17 protein-coding genes and 1 pseudogene are annotated in these 14239 nt (G+C 62.4%); 8 read left to right on the forward strand and 10 right to left on the reverse strand.

Annotated features, from left to right (window positions below):
• Positions 1 to 21: 21 nt before the first annotated feature.
• The gene (locus tag FJ954_RS21300) at positions 22 to 222 is read right to left on the reverse strand and encodes a hypothetical protein (RefSeq protein ID WP_023774118.1); all 201 of its coding nucleotides are present in this window, start codon (positions 220 to 222) and stop codon (positions 22 to 24) included.
• A 145-nt stretch (positions 223 to 367) separates the two neighbouring features.
• On the opposite strand from FJ954_RS21300, the pseudogene FJ954_RS21305 reads away from it, so the two are divergent.
• Positions 368 to 1900 (forward strand): annotated as a pseudogene (locus FJ954_RS21305) (HWE histidine kinase domain-containing protein).
• Positions 1901 to 1923: 23 nt separating this feature from the next.
• On the opposite strand, the gene FJ954_RS21310 reads toward FJ954_RS21305, so the two are convergent.
• From FJ954_RS21310 to FJ954_RS21320, 3 genes are all read right to left on the reverse strand, one after another.
• Complete coding sequence (locus FJ954_RS21310; protein WP_140662969.1) at positions 1924 to 2400, reverse strand: hypothetical protein; 477 nt, start codon at positions 2398 to 2400, stop codon at positions 1924 to 1926.
• 10 nt (positions 2401 to 2410) lie between these two features.
• Complete coding sequence (locus FJ954_RS21315; protein ID WP_015315401.1) at positions 2411 to 2737, reverse strand: DUF883 family protein; 327 nt, start codon at positions 2735 to 2737, stop codon at positions 2411 to 2413.
• 121 nt (positions 2738 to 2858) lie between these two features.
• Positions 2859 to 3620 carry a Crp/Fnr family transcriptional regulator gene (locus FJ954_RS21320; RefSeq protein WP_140662971.1) on the reverse strand — a complete coding sequence of 254 codons (762 nt, stop codon included), beginning with the start codon at positions 3618 to 3620 and terminating at the stop codon, positions 2859 to 2861.
• Positions 3621 to 3760: 140 nt separating this feature from the next.
• Here FJ954_RS21320 and FJ954_RS21325 point away from each other — a divergent pair, with 140 nt between their 5' ends.
• Positions 3761 to 4141 (forward strand): response regulator, encoded by a 381-nt coding sequence (locus FJ954_RS21325; protein ID WP_167331110.1) that lies wholly within the window; start codon positions 3761 to 3763, stop codon positions 4139 to 4141.
• Positions 4142 to 4186: 45 nt separating this feature from the next.
• On the opposite strand, the gene FJ954_RS21330 is transcribed toward FJ954_RS21325, so the two are convergent.
• Both FJ954_RS21330 and FJ954_RS21335 read right to left on the reverse strand, forming a co-directional pair.
• On the reverse strand, positions 4187 to 4738 hold the full coding sequence (locus tag FJ954_RS21330) for an RNA polymerase sigma factor (protein ID WP_010911883.1): 552 nt from the start codon (positions 4736 to 4738) through the stop codon (positions 4187 to 4189).
• Between the two features lie 4 nt (positions 4739 to 4742).
• Complete coding sequence (locus FJ954_RS21335) at positions 4743 to 4946, reverse strand: NepR family anti-sigma factor (RefSeq protein ID WP_140616734.1); 204 nt, start codon at positions 4944 to 4946, stop codon at positions 4743 to 4745.
• A gap of 217 nt (positions 4947 to 5163) precedes the next feature.
• Between FJ954_RS21335 and FJ954_RS21340 the strand changes: the two genes are divergently transcribed.
• The 6 genes from FJ954_RS21340 to FJ954_RS21360 all read left to right on the forward strand — a co-directional run bounded on the left by FJ954_RS21340 (position 5164) and on the right by FJ954_RS21360 (position 8680).
• Positions 5164 to 5958, forward strand: coding sequence for a response regulator (locus FJ954_RS21340; RefSeq protein WP_015315397.1), 795 nt, complete (start codon positions 5164 to 5166; stop codon positions 5956 to 5958).
• Between the two features lie 206 nt (positions 5959 to 6164).
• The gene (locus FJ954_RS21345; RefSeq protein WP_010911886.1) at positions 6165 to 6329 is read left to right on the forward strand and encodes a DUF1328 domain-containing protein; all 165 of its coding nucleotides are present in this window, start codon (positions 6165 to 6167) and stop codon (positions 6327 to 6329) included.
• 187 nt (positions 6330 to 6516) lie between these two features.
• Entirely contained in the window at positions 6517 to 7551 is a 1035-nt protein-coding gene (locus tag FJ954_RS21350) for a sensor histidine kinase (protein ID WP_140662973.1), read from the forward strand.
• 133 nt (positions 7552 to 7684) lie between these two features.
• Positions 7685 to 7861, forward strand: a complete 177-nt coding sequence (locus tag FJ954_RS31660) for a hypothetical protein (protein WP_181171156.1) — start codon at positions 7685 to 7687, stop codon at positions 7859 to 7861.
• 164 nt (positions 7862 to 8025) lie between these two features.
• A complete protein-coding gene (locus FJ954_RS21355) occupies positions 8026 to 8352 on the forward strand; it encodes a hypothetical protein (protein WP_015315394.1) in 327 nt (108 codons plus the stop codon).
• Positions 8353 to 8434: 82 nt separating this feature from the next.
• On the forward strand, positions 8435 to 8680 hold the full coding sequence (locus FJ954_RS21360) for a YMGG-like glycine zipper-containing protein (protein ID WP_015315393.1): 246 nt from the start codon (positions 8435 to 8437) through the stop codon (positions 8678 to 8680).
• Positions 8681 to 8771: 91 nt separating this feature from the next.
• Here FJ954_RS21360 and FJ954_RS21365 read toward each other — a convergent pair whose 3' ends face one another.
• The 4 genes from FJ954_RS21365 to xylF form a co-directional block, all read right to left on the reverse strand.
• On the reverse strand, positions 8772 to 10394 hold the full coding sequence (locus FJ954_RS21365) for a CHASE domain-containing protein (protein WP_140662975.1): 1623 nt from the start codon (positions 10392 to 10394) through the stop codon (positions 8772 to 8774).
• A gap of 140 nt (positions 10395 to 10534) precedes the next feature.
• Positions 10535 to 11359 (reverse strand): ATP-binding cassette domain-containing protein, encoded by an 825-nt coding sequence (locus FJ954_RS21370; RefSeq protein WP_015315391.1) that lies wholly within the window; start codon positions 11357 to 11359, stop codon positions 10535 to 10537.
• Between the two features lie 10 nt (positions 11360 to 11369).
• Positions 11370 to 12722, reverse strand: coding sequence for a sugar ABC transporter permease (locus tag FJ954_RS21375; RefSeq protein WP_140662977.1), 1353 nt, complete (start codon positions 12720 to 12722; stop codon positions 11370 to 11372).
• Between the two features lie 238 nt (positions 12723 to 12960).
• Complete coding sequence (xylF, locus tag FJ954_RS21380) at positions 12961 to 14001, reverse strand: D-xylose ABC transporter substrate-binding protein (protein ID WP_140662979.1); 1041 nt, start codon at positions 13999 to 14001, stop codon at positions 12961 to 12963.
• Between the last annotated feature and the right edge of the window lie 238 nt (positions 14002 to 14239).

Consider the following 14239-nt stretch of genomic DNA (forward strand, 5'->3'; position numbering starts at 1 on the left):
GAAGTCATCAAGGGACTGACTTCAGCCGGAGGGCGCCGGACTGGTGCTCGGCGGCGTGGGGACATGTTGCTCGTCGCTGTTCGGCGCCTTGATCAACACGCCGTAGATCTCGGCGACGCCCCAGGCGACGAGCACCAGGAGCAGTCCGGCGATCAGGATTCGAAACCCATGCCAGCCCCACCGCCCCTGACGCGCTTTGTTTTCGGGAATGTTCCTGGCCATGGCGGGTCCTCGTCTGGTTTCGCGTCGGCTGACGCGATCGGCAAATCACGCTCGGGTAACGGTCCCTCGCAAGGATGGTTCCGGCTGCAGGGCTGTCCCGGGCCGGCGACGGCGAGGACATCAAGGCAAGCCACGGGAACTTGGTTTGAATAGCAGGGTGGAAACAGCAGCCGATCTGCCGGCCGAGGTTGCGCGCGCCGTGCAGGACGAGCACCGGCTGGCCGTGTTGCACTGGCTTGAGATGCTTGATACGGCGCCCGACCCGGATTTCGACCGCATCGGCGGCTTTGCCGCCGCCGTGATGCGCGCGCCGATCGCCCTGGTCACACTTGTCGACCTCGATCGGCAATGGTTCAAATCCCGTTCTGGCATGGAAGAAACACAGATTACGACAGCCATCTCCTTCTGTGCGCACGCCATCGCCGCTGGCGATGAGCCGATGGTGGTGACGGATGCAGCAGCCGACCAGCGTTTTGACGCCAATCCGCTGGTGACCGGCAAGCATCATGTGCGCTTCTATGCCGGCGTCCCGATCATTGTCGCGGGAGCGCGGATCGGAACCCTGTGCGTCATGCACCGCAAGCCGGGTGCCCACCCGTCCCGCTCCAGGCTCGACCAGTTGAAAACGCTCGCCGGCCTCGCCGGCAGCCTGTTCACCCTGAAGCACGCGACCCGCACCGGCGCTGTCGCCGAAGCCGCGCTCGCGCGCGAGGAAAAGCGGCGCGCCGTCGCCCTCGATGCTGCTTCGCTGGCAAGTTGGGCCTGAGACGTCCGCACCGACGTCATCGACTGCGACGTCCGATTGCCGGAATTGTTCAACCTGCCGCGCTCGACAAGGTTGCGGGCCCGCGATGTTCTGACAGCCATCGATCCACGCGACGTCCACCAGACCGAAACCAGCTTTCGTGATGCCTTGACCGGCAGTGACGACTATTTTGGCGAATACCGGGTGAATGGCTTCCATCCACCGCGATGGGTGGCCACGCGCGGCCGTGTCATCGAGCGCGATGGCGAAGGCAAGCCGACGCTGATTTTCGGCGTCAACTACGACATTTCGGAACGCAAGCTCGGTGACGAACGGCAACGGCTCCTGCTGCGTGAACTCAACCACCGGGTCAAGAACACGCTGGCGACGGTCCAGGCGCTGGCGACGCAGACCGTGCGCCATGCCCGCCAGCCGAGCGAATTCCTCAAAGCCTTCAGCGCGCGGCTTCAAGCCCTGGGTATCGCCCATGGCCTGCTGTCCGACCGCGAGTGGCGCGGTATCGGCATCCGCGAACTCGTCCAGATCGAGATCCGGCCTTTCGACAACGCCGCCCAGCCGCGGCTGGCAATCTCGGGCGCCGATCTGCTGCTGTCGCCCGATCAGGCCGTCGGCCTCGGGCTGATCTTGCACGAATTGGCCAGCAACGCGTGGCAATATGGGTCACTGTCGGTTGCGTCAGGCAAGGTTGATCTCGACTGGAAAGCGCAAGGCAAGAATGGTGACAGGCGCCTGGTGTTCACCTGGCACGAAAGCGGCGGTCCTGAAGTCGCGCCGCCCGAGCGGCAAGGCTTCGGCTCGATCCTCATCCGGCGCAGCCTGGCCAAGGTCATTTCGAGCGAAGTAACCCATGAATTCCGGCGAGATGGGGTCTTCGCCGAAATATCGATGCCGCTGGAAGATCTGTCGAGATGACGTGAGCATGGCCGCCGGCGCGACTACCCCTCGCCGGCATCCGGGTGGTGGTCGGTGTCGGACTTCACATTCTCGCGGTAGATGGCATAGGCCGCGAGTGCCACGGCCGGACCAAGAATAACCCCGAGCCCACCTTTTCCCTTGAGCCCACCTTTGAGCAATGCCGGAAGCACAGCGAGCGCGGCCGTAATGCCGATCGCTTTCATGTCGGTCTTGCGCCGCCTAGCCTCGCGGCGCATCAGCGTGCCCGACATCAGCCGATGGGTCAAAAGAACAAGGCCTGCGATGACCAGAAAGCCGACACCGAAACCAATCGCCGCCGCCAGCGATCCATAGCGGGCCGATGCCCAGATATAGGCCGCGCCGACCAGGAAGCCGATACCGCAAAACACCGCCAGCGCGGCAAGCATATAGACGATGGCCGCCGTCCGTGCTCGACGTATGGCGGCCACGGTTTCGCCCGAGGCGAAACCCGAGAGCAACGATGCCAGCAGTCCCATCTCGGCGGAACTAGCGACGCGTGAGCAGCGCGAACAGGAAGCCGACGCCCGCGGCGATAGCCAGCGACGTCACCGGCTTTTCGCGTACGCTTGCCACCATCTGCGCCTCGATATCCCTGGCATTACCGCGCAAGCTGTCGAAGGCGGCCTCCCCTTGGGCGCGCAACTGTTCGACGCCTTCGGCCGCCGCGCGCCGCGCAGTGCCGTAGCCGTGTTCACCGGTCTTGGCCAATTGTTTGGTGAGCTTGTCGATATCGGCCTTCAGCTGCCTGATGTCGGCTTCCAGATCCGGATTCGTCCGCGCTTCGTTGGCTGTCTTCCCTGCGACGGTGGCCATTGCTTAACTCCTTGTGATTGCTCGATTTCAAACGCGCCTTGCGTCTCAAGGTTCCGATGTCGGGACAAACTACCCGAAAACCCCCGTCACGCGCACCCGATCCGCCCCGGCAAGGTGTCGGTCAGATCAGCGGCCGGCGGCCCTCGGCCAGCCCCTCCCAGCCGGCGAGCCGTTTCAGACCTTCAATATCGACGACGCCGCAACCGCCGTCGCGCCAGACGATCAGCTGACGGTCCATCAGCTTGCGGATCGTCTTGTTGGTGTGAACCAACGACAAGCCAAGCGTGTCGGCGATGTGCTGCTGCGTGATCGGTATCTGGATGGACTGCGTGCCGTTCAGGCCCACGACCTTGGCGCGGCTGGCGATGAAGGCGACAAGATAGGCGGCGCGTTCGATTGCGCTGCGGCGGCCGACACTGAGCAGGTTCTCGTCCAGCATCCGCTCTTCACGCGAAGCGATCCAGGTGATGTCGTAGGCGAGGCCCGGATGGTTGCGGTAGATCTCGAGCAGATTGTCGCGTTCGAACACGCAAAGCAGCATTGGCGACAGCGCCTCGACGGAATGCTGCATTTCCCCCATGACGCTGCCTTGCAGACCGATGAGATCGCCGGGCATGAGGTAATTGAGGATCTGCCGGCGGCCGTCCTGCAGCAGCTTGTAGCGGAACGCCCAGCCGGACAGCACCGTGTAGAGATGCGCGCTGTGGCTTCCTTCCACGAGGACCGTGGCACCCTTGTCGACCGCGAGTTCTCCCTTCTTGAACTTGCTGATGAAGGCAAGCTCCGGCTTCTCGAACTCCCGGAACACCGGCAGGGCCCGCAACGGGCATTGCTCGCAGGGGTATTGACGGCTTGAGGAAGAGCGCCCGGTCTGGCTCGGCATTTCGGCCCCTTGCGAATGCCTGCCGTGAGCAGGTCTGTTTTAGCGCGTTGCCGAGATCGGCCTGTCGGCGGATGTCTTTTTTAAATGACAACACACCAAATTACGATCATGACTCCCGGCGTTTCAAGGAGCAATTGCCTGTGCCCCAATTACTTGATGGATTGCGCATTCTTGTCCTGGAGGATGAATTCCTCATCGCCATGGATGTCGAGCAACTCTGCCGTGACCACGGTGCAGGCGAGGTGGTGGTTGCCCGCGATTTGGCCGAGGTCGATGGCCGGAAGGTCGCGAAGGATTTCGACGCGGCCATTGTCGACCTGATGCTGGGTGGCGCCTCGACGCTCGAATTTGCCGCGGGCCTTCGTGAGACCGGCGTCCCGTTCGTGTTTGCGTCCGGTTATTCGGATGCGGATGAGATCAAGGCGTCTTTCCCGGGGGTAAGGCTGGTCACCAAGCCCTATTCGGGCGAAGACCTCGTCGAGGCCGTGGCGCTGGCCTATGGTCGCGGCTCCCCTGGCTGAGACTGACGCGACAACGTCCGAATCGCCGTTATGCGGCCCCGCATTTCAATGCGCGGCCGTTCCCGTGACCTGAGCCGAAATCGCGTCGGGGCCATACTCGTCCTCACCTGAGATTTTCAGGATTTCCTGCAGGCGCGTGCGGGCCCTGCTGACGCGGCTTTTGATCGTTCCGACCGCGCACCCGCAGATTTCGGCGGCCTCCTCATAAGAAAAACCCGATGCGCCGATCAGGATGATGGCTTCGCGCTGGTCCTCCGGCAATTGCTCGAGTGCCCCGCGAAAATCCTTGAGGTCGAGCTGGCCGTGCTGGGCCGGGTGCACTGCAAGCCGGGCCGTCATGATGCCGTCGCTGTCCTGCACCTCGCGACCGCGCTTGCGCATTTGCGAATAGAATTCATTGCGCAGTATCGTGAAAAGCCATGCCTTGAGGTTGGTGCCGGGCTGGAAGCTTTCATGCTTGTCCCAGGCCTTGACCAACGTTTCCTGAACGAGGTCATCGGCCTTGTCGGCATTCTGCGTCAGCGACACGGCAAAGGCCCGCAAGCTCGGGATCGCCCCAAGCAGATCGGTCTTGAAGCCTTGGGAGACCGCTGCCATGTCCCTAGTCCTTCTTCTGTGCGGGTTCGGCCTGTTCCAGTTGGCTGAGCAACTGGGCGAAGCGATCCGGCACATTGTCGGAGACCAGCTCGTCGTAATATTGTTTGAGTTTGCGTCCGATTTCGGAATTCGGCCCTAACGGATCGCCGTCGCCGTTCCGGCGCCTGCCCGTGACGCCAGCCAGAATATCTTTGGTCATGTCCTTCATTTCGCCCTTTATTTCCCAGAACTCAAGCCGCTCACAACACAACACAAGGCAAGCGGCACCCTCGTCTGGTTGCCCATCCCGGCACTAAAACGCCATTGCCGGTGATTCGTTCCATATCGGCGGAACTTTTTCAGAAAAGCGGCGTTGTTTCCCACGGGGCTTGCAATCGGCATAGCCTGGAATCCGTTCAACGCGTCATCTGAGGGAGACGTCTATTATGAGCTTGTCCGCCACCATCGCTCCGCATCTGCCGTTCCTGCGGCGCTTTTCGCGTGCCGTCTCGGGATCGCAGGAGAGCGGCGACGCGCTGGTCGCCGCGATGCTTGAGGCGATCATTGCCGATGTCGACATCTTCCCCGAGGCGTCGAGTGACCGGATCGCACTATACAAGGTTTTCGCCAAGCTCTTCACATCGGTTGCCATCCGCGTTCCGCAAGAGCAGACACAGGCGGGCTGGGAACAGCGCGCGGCCGCCAATCTCAATGCGATCGCGCCGCTTCCCCGCCAGGCCTTCCTGCTGGTTGCCGTCGAAGGTTTCAGCGAGGACGAGGCGGCCGAGATCCTCGATGTCGGCGACCAGCAGTTCTCCGAGCTGCTTGCCCAGGCAAGCAACGAGATTTCCCGTCAGGTGGCGACCGACGTGCTGATCATCGAGGATGAGCCGCTCATTGCCATGGATATAGAGGAGATGGTCGAGAGCCTCGGCCATCGGGTGGTGGGCACGGCGCGCACCCATGCCGAAGCGGTGACGATGTTCGGCAAGACCCGACCGAAGATGGTGCTGGCCGACATCCAGCTCGCCGACGGCAGCTCGGGCATCGAGGCGGTGAACGAAATCCTCTCGTCGACATCGGTGCCGGTAATCTTCATCACCGCTTTTCCCGAGCGTCTGCTGACCGGAGAGCGTCCGGAGCCTGCTTTCCTCGTGACCAAGCCGTTCAATCCCGACATGGTGAAGGCGCTGATCAGCCAGGCGCTCTTCTTCGACCGGCAGGCCAAGGCCGCTGCATAAATCGCGGCCCCCGCGAGCCGGACAAGGACATAAAAGGCCACTGGGTGCGATGCATTCGGTGGCCTTCTTGACAAGCCGGATCGGCCGCCAGCGAATTTCCAGCCCGCGCTGCCTGGAACGGTTTGCAAGCATCGGCTTTTTCGGCGAATGGTGGAACAAACCGCATTTACCCACGTTTTCACCGTATCATTGGAAGGAGATGAACCATGCTTTACTGGGCGCTCGTATTTCTCGTCGTGGCGATTATTGCCGGCGCGCTTGGTTTCGGCGGCATCGCCGGCACATCCGCCGGTATCGCGCAGATATTGTTCTTCATCTTCCTCGCATTCCTGGTCATTTCGCTTTTGGCCGGCCTTTTCAGACGGGCGTGAGCCTGGCGACTGAATAGAGGAACACTGGAAGCCGCACCCCTCAAACGGTTTCCAGCCACCGCCGGGCGGTGTCCTTTACTGGACGCCGTCCGGCGGACCGCTTTAGGAAGGGTGGTTATCCCGATTCATTTGGAACCGATGTGGCAGGTGAGCGGTTCAGTCTGAGTTGGGGTGGACAGGTTGACCGATGCGCTCGAGGACTTCAGATAGAGAGGAAGGCGCACGGGGCGATGAAGTGATCGCCTTGCATCCCGCGGAGAGCGGCATGCAGCTTGGCCGGGCTCTTCTCCACGCGCTCCACAATGCCGGCATTTCCGTCCTCTATCAGGATCGCGAGATGAAGACCGTATGGGCCCGCAACATGCGCGCCCCGTGGGCCTCCGACGATGTCGATGGCAACGGCATTTTGCCGACGGCGCAGACCGACCGCATCGGCGCCGCCAAGCGCGATGTGATCGCGACCGGCAATCCCCAGCGCCTTGAAATCAGTGTCCCGGTCGAGAATGGCGTTCGCTGGTTTCAGATTTGGGTCGATGCCGACCGAGGCGACGATGGCGATGTACAGGGCGTCGTCACCACCATGGTCGAGACGACCGAGCAAAAGCGGCGTGAACAGACGTTGACGACGCTGCTGCGGGAAGTCAGCCATCGCTCGAAGAACCTCCTGGCGATCATCCAGAGCATCGCGACCCAGACCGGTCGCTATTCCGACGGCATCGGCGATTTCCTGACGCGCTTCCGCGGCCGGCTGCAGTCGCTGGCCTCCTCCCAGGATCTGGTGACATCCTCCAATTGGCGAGGGGCAGCCCTTCATGAACTGGTGGCGGGCCAGGTCGGCCGCTATGGCGCGAACCCGTCGCACAGCCTCCGTTTTCGTGGCGCCAATCCTTACCTCAATCCCAACGCCGCGCTGCATATCGGGCTGGCGATGCATGAACTTGCCGTCAACTCGTTGAGCTACGGCGCCCTGTCCCGGCCGGATGGCTTCGTCGAGGTCACCGCCGAACTCGACGCTGCTGCCACGGGGGAGGTTGCGCTGTCGCTGACATGGGCCGAAACGATAGAAGCCAATCGCGGTGGCGGCGGTCAACGGCGCTTCGGAAGCGTTGCGTTGGAGCGGGTGGTGCCGGCATCCCTGAACGGAACCGCGAACCTGGATATCGGCGAGGGCCACCTCGAATATCGCCTTGTCGTGCCGCACAGCAATTTCGAGACGCAGTGAGAGCCTGGCAAACAACAATCCTTAACCGGCTGTTCACCATAAGCGCGGATGCTGTTTTTCCCAGATACCGTCGGAACCTGCCCCGCCTTCGGAGATTGTTGGCAGGCTCGAAGCACGGTACGGGAGGAATGTCTTGACGATTGCCGACATGAACAGATTGGAACAAGCCGCCCGTGTTTCGATGGGCGAATTTCTGGAATCCGAACCCTCCATGGAGGCACTCCCTGAAGCAGGTAGGGGGTTGATGAAGGGGATCGTTCTTGCCGCGGCCGCGATCATGGTGCTGGCCATTTTCTGGCAGTTGACCTGACTAAATCTGCTCTCCTCTCCGTCGCGCCAATTGAAGTCGCCGGGCAGGCTAACGCCGCAGCGTGAGGAGCCGCGGTTTTCTCCGAACTATTCGCGTAACGCTGTTGGAATGACAGGAACTTTTTGACGATGCTGGCCGTTAATGCGGCCAGAGGAACATCTGTCATGGAACACATAGCCGCGTTGTTACTGGTGATCGGTTGCTCGAACACGATGGCCGAATGTCGGGAATTGCAGGTCCCTGTCAGTGTTTTTGCGACTGCTGACGAATGCACCGCTGAGCGCCCCTTCGCGATGGGCGACGTGCAGGGGCAGGCGCAGCATGTCGTCGCCAAATGCCTCGCGGTCGATCCCGCCTTGGAGGACGACTACGATCAGATTGTCTGGAAGGTGCGGCCAGATGGTAGTCTTGACGCTTCGTTGGCCGTATCCAACGTCGTCATGGCATCTAACACGAACCGCCCAGAAAAAGACGACCTTAGCCAACAATAAATTGCAGCAGCAAAGGCCGTCGTTTCGTGCTAAATGGCGGTTGGAGCTTACCAAAGTGTGGACACAAGTGAGGAGTGACTCTATGCGGAAAATACTTATTGCCATGGTTGCGGTGGTTGCCGTCAGCGGCTGTACCTCGACCGAGCAGGACGTCGTCGGCGGCGGCTTGATCGGCGCGGGCGTGGGTGGGTTGGTCGGCGGCGGCAAGGGTGCCCTGATCGGCGCGGCCGTCGGTGCCGGCTCCGGCCTGCTGGTTCGCAACCTGCGCAACGGCTACTGCCAGTATCGCGACCATCGCGGCCGGATCTACACGGCCCGCTGCAACTGATTCAGCGATAACAAGTCAAAATCCGGAGGCCCAGGGGCCTCCGGATTTTCGTGGCTGGGAGTCGGCCGCTAGGGCCGCTGACGGGTGGGTTTCAGCCGGCCAGTGGAATTTTGATTTCCACCTTGAGGCCATCGGCCTGAAAATCGCGTCTGATCGTGCCGCGCAACTCGCGCGTGACATTGAGATCGATCAGCTTGGTGCCGAATCCCGTCCGCGATGGCGCCTCTACCCTCTTCTTCCCCGCCTCCCGCCAGTTCAGCGCCAGCGTCCGCTCGCGCCCCCGCCCTTCCAGCGACCAGTTCACCTTGAGAGCGCCAACGAAATTGCCGGCTTCGCCGTATTTCAGCGCGTTGGTGGCGAGTTCATGAAAGGTCAGCCCAAGCGCCTGCGTCGTTGTTTCATCGAGCAGCACCTCCGGGCCTGACAGGAGCCCGTCCGGCAGTTCCTTGCCGAACACCTGGCCAAGCTCGATGCGCAGCAGATCAGCAAGGTCAGCTTTCTGCCAGCGCGAGCGCGTCAACATGTCCTGCGAGGCGGCCATCGCCTGCAGCCTAGCCGAGAAGGAAGCGGAAAACTCATTGACGTCGGTTGCCCGCGAAGCCGTCTGCCGCGCGATCGCCAGCACCCTGGTGATGGAGTTCTTGATGCGATGCTTCATCTCCTGCAGCATCAGGTCCTTTTCGAGCAGGCTTTTTTCCGTCGTCTCGTGCAAGGCCGACACCGCGTCATAGGCTCGCTCCTGATAGCGCGCCACCAGCGCGATGGCGCCTGCCAGGAGCAGGCCGAACAGCCCCAGCATCACGGGGATGGCGCGCGAAGAGGGTTGCGAGAAGGCGCTGGTTGGCCTGAACAACACGGTCCAAGGGCGTCCCGCCACGGTCATCTTGCGGGTGACCAGCAGCCGGTCTCCCAGGGATGAGGCCGGTGGCGTCTCCGAGCGGAACAACAGGTTGTCGCCGTTCACCGCTCCATCATAGATCTCGGTGTTGACCGGCAGCAGCGGCGCACGGCTGAGCGCGATCTGGAACAGGTCCCGGGCCCGAAAGGCCGCATAGAGAAAGCCGGCGGTCGAGGACCGCGATGCGTTGATGACCTCCGGTGCGGTTTCCACATTGAGCCGCACATAGACCAGGAAGCCCGTGAAAGTCTGCGCCACGCCCGTGCCCTGGCCGAGTTGCACCAGCCCGCTCGCATGCTGCTGGTCGTCGGCCATGGCTTTTTCGATCGCCGCACGCCGCACCGGCTCGCTGAACATGTCGTAGCCGATGATGGTCTGGTTGGACGGATCGAGCGGCTCGAAAAGCGCGATCGGCGTGCGCCAGGCCTGCGTCGTATCCGGATAGACCGGATGACTGGCGCCGAAATCGTGGAGGGTATCGCGTTCCACCGCTGCCTCGTCGCCCGTCCTGACCAGCCGCAGGAAGCCGATGCCTCGCAGGCCGGCGAAATTGTTGTCGACATCCAGCGCCTTGAAGAATGCCTTGAACTCGTTCTGGGAAATATCGCCGTTGCGTGCGTCGAACAGGGCCTGTGTCGAGCGCAGCAGCGACAGGTGCAGGTCGATGCGGCTCTCGATCCGGTTGAGGGCGTCATCGGCCGCCCCTTCGAACTTGATGCGGGCGGCTTCCTGCGTCGCGAAATAAGCGAACCCCGCCATGGTCATGCTGATCAGTGCAACGGCAATGAACGCGACGATTGGAAAAAGCTTCTTCAACGGATGATGCGGTCCATGAGCAAAACAGGACCTTTTATGGGCAAGTCGCCGGGCCAACACAATGGTCAGGCCACACCATCGTGATCACTGGCATATCACGTGACCGGCAACGGGGCGTGCCCGAAGCGGCCTGACCGGCCTCAGGCGGCGATCTTCAGCGCGCCCGGCCCCGGTATGGCACCTGGAGGACATTTGCCCAGGATGATCATCCCAAGCACCTCGTCCTGCGTGACGTCAGTCGTGCGGGCGGTGCCGACCACCTGGCCGTTTTTCATCACGCAGACACGGTCGGCCAGCTCGAACACGTCGTGGATGTCGTGGCTGATCAGGAAGATGCCGATGCCATCGGATTTGAGCTGCCTGACCAACTCGCCGACCTGGGCGGTTTCCTGGGGCCCAAGTGCCGCCGTCGGCTCGTCCATGATCAGGATGCGGGCATTGAACAGGATCGCGCGTGCGATGGCCACCGATTGCCGCTGACCGCCCGACAGCTTGATCACCGGTTCCTTGAAGCGCTGGAAGCGGGGATTGAGCCGCCCCATCACCTTGCGCGCCTCGGCCTCCATGGCGACGTCGTCGAGCGTGCCCCAGGCGGTCATCAGTTCGCGGCCGAGGAACAGGTTGGCGGCGGCATCGACATTGTCGGCCAGCGCCAGCGTCTGGTAGATCGTCTCGATACCGTATTTCTTGGCGTCGCGCGGGTTGGAAATTGCTGCCTCCTCGCCGTTGACGAAGATCTGGCCCGCATCGCGCTTGTAGGCGCCGGACAGGATCTTGATCAGCGTCGACTTGCCGGCGCCGTTGTGGCCGAGCAGTGCCACGACCTCGCCGGGGAAAAGATCGATCGAGGCGTCGTCGACGGCGCGGATGCCGCCGAAGGCGATCGAGATGTTGCGCATGTCGACCAGCGGCGTGCCAGTGGGCGCAGTTGTGAGGGCCCTTACGGGAGCGGTTTTGTCAGCCATGGTCGTATCCCTAAACCCGCTTGCGATAGACGGTGTCGAGCCAGACGGCGATGACCAGCACGGCGCCGACGACGATGCTCTGCAACGGCGAATCGACACCGAGCAGCACCATGCCCGACTGCAGCGACTGCATCAGCAATGCACCGAGCATGGCGCCGATGATGGTTCCCGAGCCGCCGGCAAGCGAGGTGCCGCCGATGACGGCCGCGGCAATGACCAGCAGCTCATCCAATGTTCCCAGCACATTGGTGGACGAGTTCTGCCGGGCCGACGAAATGGCGGCGGCGATCGTGGCCAGCACGCCCATGATCATGAACACCTTCATGGTGATCCAGCGCGTGTTGATGCCGGCGAGATTGGCCGCTTCCGGATTGCCGCCGATAGCAAAGACATAACGGCCGAAACGGGTGCGGTTGGTGATGAAGGTCATGACCAGACCGACGGCGACCGCCATCAGCACCGGTATGGCGATGCCGTGGGCGATGAACAGCCCGCCCTCCGGCACGGTGATGTTGTTGGCGGCCGCGTACCGGTTCACGATCCCGATCGGCCATGGATAGGAGTTGGCTAGCCAGACCGCGCCCATGATGACGGCGCAGGTGACGACGCTGAGCAGCGTCTCGGCCCAGATCGGCCGCAGGGGGAAGCGGAAGCGCTTGCGCTGAACCCGCCCGTTGAACAGCGCGAACACGACGGCCAGGCAGGCGACGATGCCGACGACCCAGCTCCAGGTGGCGCCGATCGATCCGGCCGGTCCGCCGCCCATCAGCTGGAACGTGGCGTCGAGCGGTGCCACCGTCTGGCCTGACGTGACCCACCAGGCGGCGCCGCGCCAGACCAGCAGGCCACCCAGCGTGACGATGAAGGCCGGCACTTCGAGATAGGCGATGACGAAGCCCTGGAAGGCGCCGATCAAAAGCCCGAGCGCCAGACCGATGACCAGTGCCAGGACCCAGATCCATGGGTTGCCGAGTTCAAGTCCTACGAACCGAACCAGGAAATGTACCTGCGCAAAGCCCATGACCATGCCGATCAAGCCCTCGGCGGAACCGACGGACAGGTCGATGTTGCGCATGACGATGACCAGCACCATGCCGCAGGCCATGATGGCGACCGCGGACGTCTGCACCGACAGGTTCCACAGATTGCGTGGCGTGAGGAACGTGCGGCTGTCGAAATCGAGCGGATTGACGCCAAGACGCAGGCTCGAAATCACATGCAGCGCGACCCAGATCAGCAGCAGCGCGCCGATCATGCCGAGCATGCGGGTGTCAATCTCGGTCGCCTTCAGGAAACGCGCGACCGCGCCGAGTTCCGACGCACGCGCCGTATCGGCCTGCGAGGTTGCGGTGGTGTCGGTCATGATGTCCTCCCAGCGGCTTGCCGCCTGACGCGGATGCCGGACCAGAGCCCAGAAGTTAGCCGCCAGCGGCGGAAACACAAATCTTGTCGGGAACACGCCGCGGCTTGGAAGCAATTCCAGGAAAAGTGCGTAGCGGTTTTTCGTCCGGAATTGCGAAAACAAGGAAATTGGAACGGCCAGTGTTCAGAACACTGACCGTTCCACGCCGCGGCGCTTCCGACTGTTCAGGCGATCAAGCTCAGTTGCAGGCCGCGACGCTGCCTGCGGCAACGCCCGTGCAGACTTCGTCCTTCTTGATCCAGCCGGCGTCGATGACGAGGTTGAGATTGTCCTTGGTGATGGCCACCGGGGTCAGGAACAGCGACTTTACGGTGTTGCCGCCAGGCGTCGTGAAGTCCTTCACGCCGGCGATGTCGGTCATCTTCTTACCGTCGGCGAGTTGCGAGGCGATCTCGGCGGCGTTCTTGCCGAGTTCGCGCGCGTCCTTCCACACCGACACGGTCTGGGTGCCGAGCGCGATGCGGTTGAGCGCGGCGTGGTCGCCGTCCTGGCCGGAGACCGGCACGGTGCCGGCGAGCCCCTGCGCCGTCAGCGCCGCGACCACACCGCCGGCGGTGCCGTCATTGGCGGCGACCACGGCGTCGACCTTGTTGTCGTTGGCGGTGAGGAACTGTTCCATGTTCTTCTGGGCGTTGGCGGGCAGCCAGCCGTCCGTATAGGCTTCGCCGACATTCTTGATCTTGCCGCTGTCTATTGCCGCTTTCAGCACTTCCATAGAGCCCGAGAACAGGAAGTCGGCATTCGGATCGGCGCCCGAGCCCTTGATGAAGACGTAATTGCCCTCAGGCTTCACCTTGAACACTTCGCGGGCCTGCATGCGGCCGACTTCCTTGTTGTCGAAGGTCAGGTAGAAGACGTCCTTGTTCTCGATCAGGCGGTCATAGCCGACGACCGGAATGCCCTCGTCGAGCGCCTTCTGTACCGCCGGGCCGATGGCCGACGCGTCCTGCGCCAGGATGATCAGCGAATTGGCACCCTGCGAAATCAGGCTCTCGACATCGGTCAGCTGCTTGCCAGGATTGGACTGCGCATCGGCGGAAATGTACTTGTCGCCCGCGGCCTCGATCGCCTTCTTCATGGCGGCCTCGTCGGTCTTCCAGCGCTCCTCCTGGAAGTTGGACCACGACACGCCGATAACCTTGCCCTTCGCCTGCGCGACCGACGCCAGCGTCAGCGACATGGCGACACCCGCCAGAACGGCGACTGTGAATCTCTTCATGATATCCTCCCTGCGCCCGCGTGTGGCGCGACCAAACTGGCCCTAAGGCCGGCACAAAGGCCCTAATTTTTTCGAGCCTCGAAAAAACACTGGTCCATCGCCGGAACACTGTCAACATCGATTCTGACGGATTTTGAGGTGCCGGAATCCTTTTTTCGAGCCCCGCAATAAATAAATGACAGCCCCAGCCGCTTCTGCCAGTATTCGACCCGTTGCCGGAGGTGTTCGAGGGGGCGTC

The sequence above is a fragment of the Mesorhizobium sp. B2-3-15 genome (assembly GCF_006442875.1).
Lineage (GTDB): Bacteria > Pseudomonadota > Alphaproteobacteria > Rhizobiales > Rhizobiaceae > Mesorhizobium > Mesorhizobium australicum.

Bases quoted from the DNA above. Each gene is read 5' to 3' on its own strand.
- FJ954_RS21300 (WP_023774118.1), bottom strand. From the start codon at position 222: ATGGCCAGGAACATTCCCGAAAACAAAGCGCGTCAGGGGCGGTGGGGC.
- FJ954_RS21310 (WP_140662969.1), bottom strand. From the start codon at position 2,400: ATGGGACTGCTGGCATCGTTGCTCTCGGGTTTCGCCTCGGGCGAAACC.
- FJ954_RS21315 (WP_015315401.1), bottom strand. From the start codon at position 2,737: ATGGCCACCGTCGCAGGGAAGACAGCCAACGAAGCGCGGACGAATCCG.
- FJ954_RS21320 (WP_140662971.1), bottom strand. From the start codon at position 3,620: ATGCCGAGCCAGACCGGGCGCTCTTCCTCAAGCCGTCAATACCCCTGC.
- FJ954_RS21330 (WP_010911883.1), bottom strand. From the start codon at position 4,738: ATGGCAGCGGTCTCCCAAGGCTTCAAGACCGATCTGCTTGGGGCGATC.
- FJ954_RS21335 (WP_140616734.1), bottom strand. From the start codon at position 4,946: ATGAAGGACATGACCAAAGATATTCTGGCTGGCGTCACGGGCAGGCGC.
- FJ954_RS21340 (WP_015315397.1), top strand. From the start codon at position 5,164: ATGAGCTTGTCCGCCACCATCGCTCCGCATCTGCCGTTCCTGCGGCGC.
- FJ954_RS21345 (WP_010911886.1), top strand. From the start codon at position 6,165: ATGCTTTACTGGGCGCTCGTATTTCTCGTCGTGGCGATTATTGCCGGC.
- FJ954_RS21350 (WP_140662973.1), top strand. From the start codon at position 6,517: ATGCGCTCGAGGACTTCAGATAGAGAGGAAGGCGCACGGGGCGATGAA.
- FJ954_RS21355 (WP_015315394.1), top strand. From the start codon at position 8,026: ATGGAACACATAGCCGCGTTGTTACTGGTGATCGGTTGCTCGAACACG.
- FJ954_RS21360 (WP_015315393.1), top strand. From the start codon at position 8,435: ATGCGGAAAATACTTATTGCCATGGTTGCGGTGGTTGCCGTCAGCGGC.
- FJ954_RS21370 (WP_015315391.1), bottom strand. From the start codon at position 11,359: ATGGCTGACAAAACCGCTCCCGTAAGGGCCCTCACAACTGCGCCCACT.
- FJ954_RS21375 (WP_140662977.1), bottom strand. From the start codon at position 12,722: ATGACCGACACCACCGCAACCTCGCAGGCCGATACGGCGCGTGCGTCG.
- xylF (WP_140662979.1), bottom strand. From the start codon at position 14,001: ATGAAGAGATTCACAGTCGCCGTTCTGGCGGGTGTCGCCATGTCGCTG.